The organism is Arcobacter venerupis (genome assembly GCF_013201665.1).
Lineage (GTDB): Bacteria > Campylobacterota > Campylobacteria > Campylobacterales > Arcobacteraceae > Aliarcobacter > Aliarcobacter venerupis.
This window is the reverse complement of the sequence record NZ_CP053840.1, coordinates 172,649-186,587: the sequence shown is the minus strand read 5'-3', so window position 1 is coordinate 186,587 and position 13,939 is coordinate 172,649. Positions and strand designations below refer to the sequence as shown.

Below are 13,939 nucleotides of genomic sequence, written 5' to 3'. Positions count from 1 at the left end.
TGCTAATTATAGTAAATGCCCCATTTTCTCTTTTTTTGTTTCTAAATATTCATAATTATATTCACAACTATTTATAATAATCGGAACTCTTTTTACTATTTTAGTATGTTTTAATGATGTTAATTTTAAAGGATTATTTGTCATTAGTTTTATTTTTTTTATATTAAAATGTTTTAAAATTTCATCCACTATTTTGTAATCTCGATAATCTTGTTTGAAGCCTAAAAGCTCATTTGCTTTTATTGTATCATGTCCTAAATCTTGTAAAGAATATGCATTTACCTTATTAAAAAGTCCAATTCCTCGTCCTTCTTGTCTTAAGTAAATAACCATTCCACCATCTTTTTGAATCTGCTTTAATGCAAAGTCTAACTGTTCACCACAATCACATTTTAAACTTTTAAAAACATCTCCAGTTAGACACTCTGAATGAATTCTAACGGTTGGAATTGAAGGAAGTGTATATGTAAATATGGCTAAATGTTCTTTATCATTTTGTTTAAAAGATTGTATTTTAAAATCCCCATATGAAGTGGGTAAATTTGCTATTTTTGATATTTCTATATTCATGGCAGAATTTTAACAAAAATTGCTTAGATGCAACTTAGTTGCATTAATCTAAACAATTAGTTGTAGCATTGTCAATTAAAGTTATATACCACATATCATCAATCAGTGTTAAATAAAAAATCATGTTATAAGTAATGGTTACCTCATAACTTGTTTGTTCAATAAAATCAACTTTTTCTATCTCTTCTTCTTTATAACTATTTGGCTTTAAGATATTTACTTCTTCCATAATAGTTGTAATCAAAGGCCTTGTTTTGGCATTTAAATAAATTCCTTCTTTATCCCAACCATACAAACTATCATCAAGAGAACTACAACTAAAATTTGCTTTTTCATTTTTTACTTCAAATGAATCTACCTCATTTTTTATTGCAGTTATACTATTTTTATGTTCAAAGATATTTTTTCCTTCTAACTTTGAAACCTCATATAAACCATATTTTGGATCTATATATCTACTGTTTAGTAATGCTAAATTATTTTGTTTAATTAAATGTGTAATATTAATTACTTCATTTATTAAAGATGCGCTAATCTCTTTTTTCTCATAACTTTTTTTCTTGTTTGGTGTCATTAAGTTATTCATAGAACAAGCCGTAAAGAAAAATGCTAGAAGTATGGATATTGCTAAATTTGCTATTTTATGAGGGTACATATATCAATTCACTTATGTTTTTTTCTTTTATATTACATTTAATTATCTTAAATAATTAATAATTAACTTTAAGAGTTTACTTTAATAATATCTTAGATAAAATAAATACTTATAATTTAATAATTAGGATTTTATAAAATGACTGAATCAAATTAAAAATCTTAATGAAGAGTTATAGATTATGGCTCTCGTGGGCCAATTACAGAAAAAATACAATCAGCATACTTTGATGTAACAGCTGGTAAAAATGAAAAATATATTAAGTATTTAACATATGTTAACTAATGTTAAGTAACATTAACTAATTTAATATTTAAAACAAGGAAAATTATGCCTATAGATAACGACTATTTTAAGAACAGACAACAGAACAACGGTGGTGGAAATAATAACGGTGGTGGAAATTTCCAACCTCCTTTTGAAACACCTGAATTTTTTAAAAACTTTGGTAAAAAAGCTGGGATGCTTTATGTGGTAATTATAATTATTGCAGCACTTTTCATTTTTAAACCATTTGTGATTATTGAATCTGGACAAGTTGGTATTAAAGCAACAACTGGTAAATATGATGAAACTCCTTTAAATCCTGGTTTCCATTTATATATTCCAGTTTTCCAAAAAGTTATAATAGTTGATACAAAAGTTAGATTATTAAACTATAGAAGTGTTGAAGAGATGAGCGGATTTGATGCAGGTATTAAAATAAATCCAGCAATTAGTGTTCTTGATTCAAGAGGTTTACCTGTTTCTATTGAACTTACAGTTCAATATAGACTTACAGCTTCAGGGGCACCAGCAACAATAGCTACATGGGGATTATCATGGGAAGATAAAATCGTAAATCCTGTTGTTAGAAATGTTGTTAGAAATGTTATTGGAGGATTTAATGCAGAAGAACTTCCAATGAAAAGAAATGAGATTGCTAGTAGTCTTGACATGTTAATAAAAACACAAGTTACAGAATTAGCGGAAGCTTCAGTTACAGTTGAATCTGTTCAATTAAGAGAAATAGTACTTCCTGAAAAAATCAAAGAGCAAATTGAAAGAGTTCAAATTGCAAATCAAGAATCAGAAAGAGTAAGATACGAAGTTTTAAGAGCTAAACAAGAAGCTGAAAAAAGAGCCGCACAAGCAACTGGTGAAGCTGAAGCAAAAAGAATTGAAGCACAAGGTAGAGCAGATGCTGTAACTATCGAAGCAAAAGCACAATCTGTTGCTAATAAAACTATCGCAGAATCTTTAACTCCTAGCCTATTACAAATGCAACAAATTGAAATTCAAGGTAGATTCAATGATGCATTAAGAGAAAACAAAGATGCTAAAATTTTCTTAACTCCTGGTGGTTCAACTCCAAATATTTGGGTTGATACTAAAGATAAATCAAGAGATACTATAATAAATAAATAATCTAAATAGAGTAGGAATCTACTCTATTTTTTACTTAATGAAAAAAATACTTACATTTTTTATCTTTATATTTATGCTTTATTTATTTTTTTATTTACCAACAGATAATAAAAATAAAGAAGAATTAAAACTAAGTGAAGAAAATAATCCGACAACAAAAGAAACAACTCCTAAAATAATAGAAAATAATTCTGATATTTCTGCAAAAAAAGATAAACCAAAAAAAATTATAAAGAAAATTCCACAGAAAGAACCAGAGATTAAAATTAATCTAAATCCTGAAATTACAATAATTAGAGAAAAAGATATATATAAAAAAGATACATACAAAGAACCAAAATCTATTAAAGAAATTGAAGAAGAGAAAATGAAAGAAGATTTAGAGATGAATTTTGGTATAAGTATTGATAAAGAAAAAAAAACTATAGATGCAATTAAACTAGATTTGCAAAAAAAATTTTAAGGCTAAGAGATGGAAATATTAAATAAGATTGACTGGGAAAAAATGGAAGGTTTAATCCCTGTTATTACTCAAGATTGCAAAACAAATGAAGTTTTAATGCTTGCATATATGAATAAAGAAGCTATAGAATTAACAATCAAAACTAACTATGCTCACTACTTTAGCAGAAGTAAACAAAGAATTTGGAAAAAAGGTGAAAGTTCTAATCACTTACAAGAAATTGTTGAAATTTTAATCGATTGTGATAATGATACGCTACTTCTTAAAGTAAATCAAGCAGGTGTTGCTTGTCATACAGGAAGAAAATCTTGTTTCTTTACGAATCTATCTACAAATGAAACAATAAGTGATGTTCAAATTGATACAACTTCTGCTTATGGAGTAATTGATACTTTATATCACACTATCCAAGAGAAAAAAAATGATGATCCAACAAAATCATACACAGCTAAACTTTTACAAGGTAAACAAAATTCAATGTTGAAAAAAATAGTTGAAGAATCAGGTGAATTTACTTTTGCTATAAAAGATAATGACACAGAAGAAATCATCTATGAAGCAGCTGATATTACATACCATGTCTTAGTAGCACTTGCATCGAAAAATATAAGTCCTGACAGAGTAAAACAAGAGTTAGCTAGAAGATTTGGAATCTCAGGGATTGAAGAAAAAAACTCAAGAACAGATAAATAAGTTTATAAAAAGAGTTTAAAAACTCTTTTTATATTTGATGCTTTTTAGTGGCAACCACATCCAGTTCCACAACTTTCACCACTTTTAGCTTTTTGAGCTGCTGCTTCATGTTCAGCTTTTATTTTTTGACCTTCAGTTGAACAAGCACTAACCCCTGCTGGCATAATTGGTTGAATCGCTGAATTATTAATATCATCATCAATATTTGCTAAGAATTGAATTAATTTATCCGCTGCAATCATATATCTTTTTGCTGAAACTGATTCAGGATTGAAATAAACTACAGGTTTTCCACTATCTCCACCTTCTCTAATAGCTGGTTCAATTGGTAAATTTGCTAATACTTGAGTATTGTATTGAACTGCAAGTTCTTCACAAGTTCCCATTCCAAAAATATCAGATTCTACATTACATGATGGGCAAACAAATCCACTCATATTTTCAACAATTCCAGCAACTGGAATATGAAGTTTTTTGAACATATCTAAAGATCTTCTTGAATCATCAAGTGCAACATGTTGAGGAGTTGTTACATTAATTCCAGCACTTACAGGTACACTTTGAGCTAATGTTAATTGTGCATCACCAGTTCCTGGAGGCATATCAATAAATAAAATATCTAACTCTTCCCATAAAATATCTCTTAAAAGTTGTTGGATTGCTTTCATAATCATAGCACCTCTCCAAATAAGAGCTTGACCTTCTTCCATTAACATACCCATTGACATAACATCAACACCATAAGCATTTAAAGGTTTTGCTTTATCTCCAACAATTTCTACTTCTTTACCTTGTAAACCCATCATACGAGGAATATTTGGTCCATAAATATCAGCATCAAGGATACCAACTCTTTTACCTTGCATTGCAGCTGCAACTGCTAAGTTTACTGTTGTTGTTGATTTTCCAACTCCACCTTTTCCTGAACTTACCATTACAACTTTTTTAATTTGTGGTGCAATATTTTTACCACTTACACTATTGCTTGATTGTTTTTGCTCTTGAGGTTTATTAAAATTCAATGTTGCATTCATTCCAATTGCACTTAATGCAGCTGTAATCTCTTTTCTTAATTGAGCTTCAACTTCAGGTGCTGTTGATGTAATATCAAGTGCAACTAAACAGTCTGTTCCATTTACTTGAATATCTTTTACAAATCCAAACTCTACTATTGATTTTGCAAAACCTGGATATTTAATATTTTCTAATTCTTTTTTAATATTTTCTACATTTGCCATATAAAATTCCCTTTAATATTTACTAACGATTGCATTATAATTTAAATAGGATAATTATTATCTTAATTAATTATAGTATAAAGTATTTTAGCTAAAGAATAAAAAGAATAAAGAATAAATATGATAGAAAAATGAGAAATTTACAAAAATAGTAGATACAAATTTTGTATCTACTATTAAAAAGAGAGATTATCCAGCAATATCAATCATTGCTTGACCATGTTCTTTTACAATTTTTTGAGTAATTTTATATGAGCAGAATTTTGGTCCACACATTGAGCAGAATTCTGCTTCTTTAAATACGTCTTGAGGTAAAGTTTCATCGTGATACTCTTTTGCTCTTTCTGGGTCTAAACACAATTCAAACTGTCTATTCCAGTCAAACCCATATCTTGCATCAGACATTTCATCATCAATATCTCTTGCACCTTTTCTTCCACGTGCAATGTCAGCAGAGTGAGCAGCAATTTTATAAGCAATAATTCCATTTCTAACATCTTCAGCATTTGGTAAACCTAAGTGTTCTTTTGGAGTTACATAACAAAGCATTGAAGCTCCATGCCATCCACCAACAGCTGCACCAATTGCAGATGAAATATGATCATAACCAGCAGCAATATCAGTTGTAAGTGGTCCTAAAATATAGAACGGTGCTTCATGACAATACTCTTTTTCTAATTTCATATTTCTTTCAATTTGATTTAAAGGAACGTGACCAGGACCCTCAATCATAACTTGAACATTTTTTTCCCAAGCTCTTAAAGTTAATTCACCAAGAACTTTTAACTCTCTTAATTGTGCTTCATCAGATGCATCAGCTAAACATCCAGGTCTTAATGAATCTCCCAAAGATAAAGATACATCGTATTTTGCACAAATATCTAAAATTTCATCAAATGCTTCATAAAATGGATTTTCTCTGTGATAATGCATCATCCAAGCAGCCATTAAAGAACCACCACGTGACACAATTCCCATTTTTCTTTTTGCAACATGAGGCATAAATTCAAGTAAGAATCCAGCATGAATTGTGAAATAAGAAACACCTTGTTGTGCTTGTTTTTCAATAACTTTTAACATAACATCAATAGATAAATCTTCAATTTTATCTTTTACATCATGTAAAATTTGATAAATAGGCACTGTTCCAATAGGCACTGTTGAGTGCTCAATTACCGCTCGTCTAATCATATCTAAGTCACCACCTGTACTTAAATCCATGATTGTATCAGCACCATATTTTAAACAAACATCCACTTTTTCTATTTCACCTTCAACATTTGAAGCAAGTGCTGAAGAACCAATATTTGCATTTATTTTGCATGAAGATGCAATTCCAATTGACATTGGAACTAAATGTTTATGGTTAACATTTGCAGGGATTATTAATCTTCCTCTTTCAATCTCAGCTCTTACAAGCTCAGGTTCAAGTTTCTCTATTTTTGCCACATATTCCATATCTGGCGTAATAATTCCTTGTTTTGCATAATACATTTGAGTTCTAACTTTGTCATTTTTATGATTGTCTAACCAATTTCTCATTTTAAATCCTATAGTATATTATATTTGAATTGTATCCCGATTATAGCTAAATATATTTAGAGAACAATAATTACTATACTTAATTTGGAATTATTATTTGTATAAGTTTCTTTTCTATATAATAAATGTAAATATATAGCTAGGAGCAATGATGATTAGTAATAAAGATTCTAGTGACTCCCCAGCTTTTACTTTTTATACACAAAAAGAGCTGGAACAAAAAGATAGTATAAAACAAATAGATTTAATTCTTGAAAAATATAACATCTTAGAAAATGACAATCAATTAATAAGTTCTTTTGAGAAAAATATTTTATATATTATAAATTACATAGAATCATTATTTATAAAAAAAGAGTCGATTCCTAGCGATTTAGAAGATTTATTTTTAAATAATTCTTCACTTAAAGAGAACATAAATCTTTATATTGAGAAAAAACTACTTAATCTTACAAAAAAAGATTCAATCTATTTTTTTAAAGATATAAATATCATGTTACATATTTTATCTATTGGAACAAATCAAAAAATATTAGAATCATATAATGATTACAATTTTGATAGCGTTTCTAATTTATTTAGATTTTATGAAAATAGATTAAAACAGTTATTTTTAACTAATAAAGAGCTTTTTTCTTTATCTTTTGACTCTTATATAATTTTATTAAGAACGATAACTCAATTATGCAATTTTAATTCAATTGATGAAATTGCAAAAAGAAGTATTAAATATTTTATTGAATTAATGACAGAATCAATAAATCTTTTAAAATTCAACGTTTTACTTGATAAAACTCAATTAAATAAATTAAATAATATTCAAGGAAAGTATTTATATTACTTCTCATATATTGATAATATTGTTTTTGATATTGATGATTTAAAAACAACTTTTGAAAACTACTTTTTAATGCTTGAACGACATGAGGCGGGATATATTATTTCATCTGAAAGTGGTTTTGGAGATGAAACACAAAATTTAGATTCTCAAGAATTTTTAATATATAAAAAAAATTCTTCTATTTTAATTTTGAAATTAATAAAAAATTTAAAGGCTAATCTTGATGAAGAATCATATTTCGAGCAAGAAGAATTCCAAAGAATTTTAAGATTCTTTTACAAAAAATTTAGTATTTACCATTCAAATGATGATGTAGCACAAAGCCTAAAAGTTTTCCAAAAAGACCTTTTAAACTCTCTTTTATTAAATTACCATATTGATCAAGACTTCAAAAAACAACTTGATTATCATTTAATTATAGACGATTTTATATTTTCCCAAGAGAGTTTAAGTAATACAAATATTGAGATTATTTTCCAACTTTTATATTTTACTGATGATATTGCTTTATATAAATATCATCTTATTTCACAAATTCTTGTGCAACATAATCCCATACATAATGATTATCACGAATATTTTAAATTAGCTATTTTTAATTTATGTATAAATAAATCTATTCATGTCAAATATAATACTGATTTAGAAAATGTTCTAAAAAAGATTTATAACTATATAAATGATTACAAAATTGCCTCTCATCTTTTATCTGTTTATTCAAAAATTTATTTGAGTCTTAGTCTTTTATATTCACAAAATCAAATTGATATTGAAAAAGCAAAAAAATTGTATGCAACTTTTGTGCAAATAAATGGCTTAGAAATATTAAAAAATGAGTACAATGAAATAAATCTTAAAATTTTGTCTAATATTCAATTTCCTGCTGATTTTATTGTAGATGAGTTCTTAAAAAATAAAAATATCAAATTAAAAAATGAACTTGATAATATTAAAAATAAAATAGAAAAAAATCTTTTAGAACCTGAGATGAAAACTTCATTGGAGACTTTTATTTCAAATGAGATTTTTCATGGAGTGTGTGAAACTACTATTTTTAACATTGAAGAAAATTTAACTATTTTAGATGCAGGATTTGAAGAGTATCAAATTGTCTTACAAAAATATATAATTAGATTAGTTTTTACATCTGTTTATAAAAGCAATTTTTTATCAATTTTTGAAAATAATAAATTTTTTTTAGAAAATGATGTTTACAAAATTCTTAATAATTTTAAACAAAAAGATACAAAATTCAATATTCTTATTGATGATGAAGATGAAATAGAAATAAACTATTAATGGCATAGGGAAATAATGAAAAAAGATTTAATAGAAGAGATAAATTCTTTACCTCCTCTTCCTGCAAGTGTAATGGAACTTGATAAATATAGAAACTTAAATAATACTAATATTAAAGATTTAATTCCGATTATTGAAAAAGACCCATTAATGGTAGTAACCATTTTAAAAGTTGCTAATTCGAGTATGTTTGGATTTAAGAGTAGAATTGAAACTCTAAGTAGAGCTATAAATCTTCTTGGTACAAATTTTACACTTACTGTCGCAATTGGTTATGCTATACAAAATACGATTCATGGTAATTTATTAGCTTATGCTGTTAAAAATGAAGATTTTATATTTATTAGTTCATTAGCTACAAATATTGTAAATACTTGGGTTTCAAAAATTGATTATAATTTAAAAAATGAATTACTTTTGCCAGCTTTTTTACAAGAAGTAGGTAAATTTATTATTTCCCAAGTAATACAAAAAAATAGAAAATCTGAAGAATTTTTGATTGAATTAGAAGAAACAAAAGATATAACACATTGTGAAAAAAATTTTACTGGCTACAGTTGTGCAAGAATTACTGCAAATATATTTAAACAATGGGACATTAGTCCTAATATAATTATTCCAATTGCATTTACTGATGACATTGTGTCTTGTCCTGTTGAATATAAAATTAAAGCTCAAATTTTAGAAATTATCAAAATTTTGTGTGATATTCGATATCCACTCAGTGATAAAAATGTTGCAAAAGCTTTAGATAAAGTCTCTTTATATGATTTCGATACAGAGCATTTTTTAAACTCTATAGATGTTATAAAACAAGTACTTACTCAAAATTCTTAACTTATGCATAAGTAAGTATATACTATAATCTGTAACTTTTTTACACAAAGGGGTTTTTGTTGTCAGATGTTACACTCATAGTTTTGTGCGCTGGGAATTCTTCACGGTTTGAGCATAAAACAAAAAAACAATGGATTAGAATAGGAAATGAACCTTTATGGCTAAATGTTACCAAAAGACTATTTTCTTTTTCACAATTTGATAAAATTATTGTGGCTTCCCATGAAGATGAACTAAATTATATGAAAAACTTCACCGATGATTTTACTTTTGTAAAAGGTGGAGAAACTAGACAAAAATCTATTTTAAACTGCTTAAAATTTGTTACAACAAAATTTGTAATGATAAGTGATGTTGCGCGTGCTTGCATTCCCCAAAGTGTAATTAAAAATCTTTTAGATGAAAAAGAAAATGCAGATTGTATTGTTCCTGTTCTAAATGTTACAGATACAGTTATTTATGAAACAAATACAATAAATAGAGATAGTGTAAAACTAATTCAAACTCCACAACTTTCCCTAACACAAACTTTAAAAAAAGCCTTAGATACTCAAATTGAATTTACCGATGAAAGTTCTGCTATTAAAGCAATAAATGGAACAATCAAATATATTCAAGGAAGTAATGAGAGCAAAAAACTAACTCTAGGAAATGAACTTGATGAACTTCCTTGTTTAAAAGAACCATCAAATAACTTTTTTACAGGAACTGGCTTTGATATTCATGCCTTTGAGGATAATAAAGAGATGTTTTTAGGTGGTGTAAAACTTCCTTATGAATTTGGATTTAAAGCTCACAGTGATGGTGATGTTTTGATTCACTCTATAATTGATGCACTTTTAGGAGCTTGTGGAGCTGGAGATATTGGGGAATTTTTTCCTGATACTGATGAAAAATATAAAGGTATTGACTCAAAACTTTTATTAGAGCATATTGTTAGATTTATTTACAATGTTGGTTATGAAATTGTAAATATAGATACAACAATAATTGCTCAAAAACCAAAGATAAATCCATTTAAACATGAAATAAAGAATTCTTTAGCTGCGTTATTGAATATGGAAAAACAGTTTATAAATGTAAAAGCAACAACTGCTGAAAAAATGGGATTTATTGGTCGAGCAGAGGGTGTGGCTGTTCAAAGTATAGCTACATTGAAATATTATAATTGGAAACAAAAATGAATATATTAATTATTGAAAATGAGATTTATCTAGCACAAAAAGTTGTGTCAAGATTACTAGATGATGGACACAGTTGTGATTATATCGAATCACCAAATATTGATAATCTCACAAAAGATTATGACACAATACTTTTATCAACATCTTTACCCTCAGCTTTGTGTAAAAATATTATAAAAAAATACTCTGAAAATTCAATTATACTTCTTTTAGTCTCTTATATTTCTGATGAAACTGTTACAAATCCTATTAAAGATGGTGCAAAAGATTATATTATGAAACCCTTTATAATGGATGAATTAATCAGAAAAATCTATCACTATAAAGATTGTAGAAGTCTAAAAAGAGAACTACAAACTTTAAGAGAATATTTCGAATTTACAATGGCTGATATTGATACAACAGATGTATTATTACCTCCTTCATTTCCAACTTTAATAGAATCAAACTCACAAAAATGTGCTGATAAATTAGTTTTTGAACTTTCAAGAAAAATGGATTTGCCAATCACTTTTATCTCTTTAACTTCAACTTCATGGCAAAAACAAGTAACTGCGATTCAAGGTAAATCTATTATTTATCTAACTGAATACCACACTTTGAAAAAAAATGCAAAAGAGAATGTAATTAAATTTATAGAAGATAAAAATTGCGTTGTTTCTACATTAGAACCAGAGATTGACTTTCCATATAGAAAAATTGAGTTTAATAATGAAAATCAACTTATTGGTAATACAAATATTATGACAATAAATGATTATGTTAAAATGATGGTTATTTCATATCAAAGTAAATATCCTGATACTGAGTTATCTAAAAAACTAGGAATTTCAAGAAAATCACTTTGGGAAAAAAGAAAAAAACTAGATATTGAAAAGAAAAAATAAGGAACTATTTTGAATTTAAGAAAATTTTTTTTAACAGTTGGATTTAGTGGTTTAAGCCCAAAAGCTCCAGGAACTGTAGGTTCTTTTGTTTCTTTATTTATTGGTTTGTTTTTACTAGAATTTCTTCATGTATCAACTCTATTTTTATTAGCTTTATTAATTACTGTAATTGCCATTAAACAAATAGACATTTACGAAAAAGAAGTGGGAATACATGATGGTAAAGAAATAGTAATCGATGAATTAGCAGGGATGTGGATAGCCCTTTCAATTTGTGGAATCAATAGTGAAAACATGGTTATTATGGCTATTTTAGCATTTGCATTTTTCAGACTTTTTGATATTTGGAAACCTTCAATTATTGGGAAGATAGATAGAGATGTAAAAGGTGGATTAGGAGTAATGGGTGACGATGTTCTTGCTGGAATTGCTGCGGGAATCGCTAGTGCTGGAGTTTATCAATTGATTGAGAAATTTATTTTATAACAACATCAAAAATAGAAGTTGTCTTTTTATTATAAAATACTAAAAGAGTTTGCTTATTTTGTAGAATATTCAGGAAAAGTTTAAAATTTAAAAGGAGTGTACACCAAGTACATGACCAGTAAATTCTAAACTTCAATGCAGAGATTATGCAAAAGAAGTGAATTATTTCACTATTTTTGCAAATTCAGCAAAGATATATTTTGACTCATGTGGACCTGGACTTGCTTCTGGGTGATGTTGAACTGAGAATATCTCTTTATTTTTATATTTAACACCCTCAATAGTATTATCAAATAAATTTAAGTGTGTTACATCTGCAATTTCTATAATATTATCAGGAACATTATAGTTGTGATTTTGTGCAGTAATTTCTACAACACCGTTATTTGCAACAGGATGGTTACCACCATGTTGACCAAATTTTAGTTTATATGTATCATAACCATGGGCAATTGATAACATTTGGTGTCCTAAACAAATAGCAAAAATTGGAATATCAGTTTTTACTAATTTTTGAACTTGCTCTTTTTCAGCAATTAATGTTAGTGGATCACCTGGACCATTTGATAGGAAAACTCCACCGATTTCTTTTGCTTCAAATCTTGCAATTAAATCATCTGCTTTAAAAGTTGAAGGTACTACTTCTACTTCAAGACCTGAGTTAACAAGTTCATTTAAAATATTTCTTTTAACTCCAAAATCTATAACAACTACTTTTTTATCACTCATAACAGCTTTGTTATAAGCCTTAATACTGTGATTCCAAGCTCCAGATTTATGAACATAAGACTCTTTAGTTGATACGATTTCAATATAATTAATATCTTCAATTCTTGGACTTGCAGCTAATTGTTTTGCCAATTCATCTTTGCAAGAAATTTCAGTTGATGCTATCATCATCATAGCACCTTCATCTCTAATCATTTTTGTTAAATATCTTGTATCAATATCACAAATTCCTAAAACACCATGTTCTTTTAATAAAGAATCTAAATCATTTTGTGCTCTATAATTTGAATATTCACTATGATAATTTCTAACTAATACACCTTTACAATGGCATTTTCTGCTTTCCATGTCATTGTCATTAACACCAACATTACCAATTTCAGGCATTGTAAAAGTAATAAATTGACCAGCATAAGATGGATCTGAAATAATTTCTTGGTATCCAGTTAATGATGTATTAAAAACTATTTCTCCAACAGATGTTCCTGTTGCACCAAAAGATTTCGCTTCTAAAAAAGTCCCATTTTCTAAATATATCCATACTTTTTGCATTTATATCAATCCTCTTTTTGTTAATTCCTCTTCATATAATCTGTGATAAACAAGATCATAATCATCAGTTCCTGGTATTAATTTTCTTTTATAATTTTTTAATTTTGCCATTACTTCACTATCAGCTTTTTCAAAACCTTTTATGAAATCATCTAAAGAAGCAAAAATTACATTTTTTATTTGGTTATCTGAACATGTATAGTGAATAAAATCTTCTTCCCATAAATAATCTAATATTTTGTGAGCAATGTCTGAAAATCTATCTTCATTATTTAAAATAACTCCAAAATCATTAGCTAATCTTTTTTTTGTCATCCAAAAAAGTTGTCTTCGATCTGCATTAAGATACTCAATTTCTTCTTCTTGAGCTGTTAAAATTTCTTGAACTTTTTCATCTAAAGAAAACTCTTTTTCTAAATCTTCATCCAATATTCTTTCAACTTCTGCTTCAATACTGTGTTTTTCTTTTCTAACTTCAACAAATTCACAATTAAGTAAATCTCTTGTAATTCTTCTTGAGACATACGGTGTATGATGTAATTTCATTCTCATGTGT

General features: G+C 27.4%; 14 protein-coding genes and 1 pseudogene. 9 read left to right on the top strand and 6 right to left on the bottom strand.

The window, feature by feature from the left end:
- Window positions 1-6 precede the first annotated feature (6 nt).
- Both ribA and AVENP_RS00960 read right to left on the bottom strand, forming a co-directional pair.
- A complete protein-coding gene (gene ribA, locus AVENP_RS00965) occupies window positions 7-570 on the bottom strand; it encodes a GTP cyclohydrolase II (protein WP_128358346.1) in 564 nt (187 codons plus the stop codon).
- A gap of 43 nt (window positions 571-613) precedes the next feature.
- Entirely contained in the window at window positions 614-1,156 is a 543-nt protein-coding gene (locus AVENP_RS00960) for a hypothetical protein (RefSeq protein WP_128358345.1), read from the bottom strand.
- 237 nt (window positions 1,157-1,393) lie between these two features.
- Between AVENP_RS00960 and AVENP_RS15880 the strand changes: the two are divergent.
- The 4 genes and pseudogenes from AVENP_RS15880 to hisIE form a co-directional block, all read left to right on the top strand.
- A pseudogene (locus AVENP_RS15880) lies at window positions 1,394-1,510 on the top strand (branched chain amino acid aminotransferase); the annotation flags it as partial.
- Between the two features lie 45 nt (window positions 1,511-1,555).
- Window positions 1,556-2,632 (top strand): prohibitin family protein, encoded by a 1,077-nt coding sequence (locus AVENP_RS00955; protein ID WP_128358344.1) that lies wholly within the window; start codon window positions 1,556-1,558, stop codon window positions 2,630-2,632.
- Between the two features lie 37 nt (window positions 2,633-2,669).
- Window positions 2,670-3,095 carry a hypothetical protein gene (locus AVENP_RS00950; protein ID WP_128358343.1) on the top strand — a complete coding sequence of 142 codons (426 nt, stop codon included), beginning with the start codon at window positions 2,670-2,672 and terminating at the stop codon, window positions 3,093-3,095.
- A 9-nt stretch (window positions 3,096-3,104) separates the two neighbouring features.
- On the top strand, window positions 3,105-3,788 hold the full coding sequence (gene hisIE, locus AVENP_RS00945; protein WP_128358342.1) for a bifunctional phosphoribosyl-AMP cyclohydrolase/phosphoribosyl-ATP diphosphatase HisIE: 684 nt from the start codon (window positions 3,105-3,107) through the stop codon (window positions 3,786-3,788).
- A 44-nt stretch (window positions 3,789-3,832) separates the two neighbouring features.
- Here the strand turns inward: hisIE and AVENP_RS00940 are convergent, their stop codons facing one another.
- Together AVENP_RS00940 and thiC are read right to left on the bottom strand one after the other, a co-directional pair.
- Window positions 3,833-5,026: an Mrp/NBP35 family ATP-binding protein gene (locus AVENP_RS00940; RefSeq protein ID WP_128358341.1), complete on the bottom strand. Its 1,194-nt coding sequence runs from the start codon at window positions 5,024-5,026 to the stop codon at window positions 3,833-3,835.
- 189 nt (window positions 5,027-5,215) lie between these two features.
- On the bottom strand, window positions 5,216-6,568 hold the full coding sequence (gene thiC / locus AVENP_RS00935; RefSeq protein WP_128358340.1) for a phosphomethylpyrimidine synthase ThiC: 1,353 nt from the start codon (window positions 6,566-6,568) through the stop codon (window positions 5,216-5,218).
- A gap of 151 nt (window positions 6,569-6,719) precedes the next feature.
- Here thiC and AVENP_RS00930 point away from each other — a divergent pair, with 151 nt between their 5' ends.
- The 5 genes from AVENP_RS00930 to AVENP_RS00910 are packed head-to-tail and all read left to right on the top strand — an operon-like array spanning window position 6,720 to window position 12,102.
- A complete protein-coding gene (locus AVENP_RS00930) occupies window positions 6,720-8,708 on the top strand; it encodes a hypothetical protein (RefSeq protein ID WP_128358339.1) in 1,989 nt (662 codons plus the stop codon).
- 15 nt (window positions 8,709-8,723) lie between these two features.
- Complete coding sequence (locus AVENP_RS00925) at window positions 8,724-9,545, top strand: HDOD domain-containing protein (protein WP_128358338.1); 822 nt, start codon at window positions 8,724-8,726, stop codon at window positions 9,543-9,545.
- Window positions 9,546-9,604: 59 nt separating this feature from the next.
- Window positions 9,605-10,729, top strand: a complete 1,125-nt coding sequence (locus AVENP_RS00920; protein ID WP_128358337.1) for a bifunctional 2-C-methyl-D-erythritol 4-phosphate cytidylyltransferase/2-C-methyl-D-erythritol 2,4-cyclodiphosphate synthase — start codon at window positions 9,605-9,607, stop codon at window positions 10,727-10,729.
- The gene (locus AVENP_RS00915; RefSeq protein ID WP_128358336.1) at window positions 10,726-11,616 is read left to right on the top strand and encodes a DNA-binding transcriptional response regulator; all 891 of its coding nucleotides are present in this window, start codon (window positions 10,726-10,728) and stop codon (window positions 11,614-11,616) included. The genes AVENP_RS00920 and AVENP_RS00915 overlap by 4 nt, the downstream gene beginning before the upstream one ends.
- A gap of 9 nt (window positions 11,617-11,625) precedes the next feature.
- Complete coding sequence (locus tag AVENP_RS00910; RefSeq protein ID WP_128358335.1) at window positions 11,626-12,102, top strand: phosphatidylglycerophosphatase A family protein; 477 nt, start codon at window positions 11,626-11,628, stop codon at window positions 12,100-12,102.
- A gap of 162 nt (window positions 12,103-12,264) precedes the next feature.
- On the opposite strand, the gene carA is transcribed toward AVENP_RS00910, so the two are convergent.
- On the bottom strand, window positions 12,265-13,383 hold the full coding sequence (carA, locus tag AVENP_RS00905) for a glutamine-hydrolyzing carbamoyl-phosphate synthase small subunit (protein ID WP_128358334.1): 1,119 nt from the start codon (window positions 13,381-13,383) through the stop codon (window positions 12,265-12,267).
- A complete protein-coding gene (locus AVENP_RS00900) occupies window positions 13,384-13,935 on the bottom strand; it encodes a DUF507 family protein (RefSeq protein WP_128358333.1) in 552 nt (183 codons plus the stop codon). It lies immediately after the preceding gene.
- Window positions 13,936-13,939: the final 4 nt, after the last annotated feature.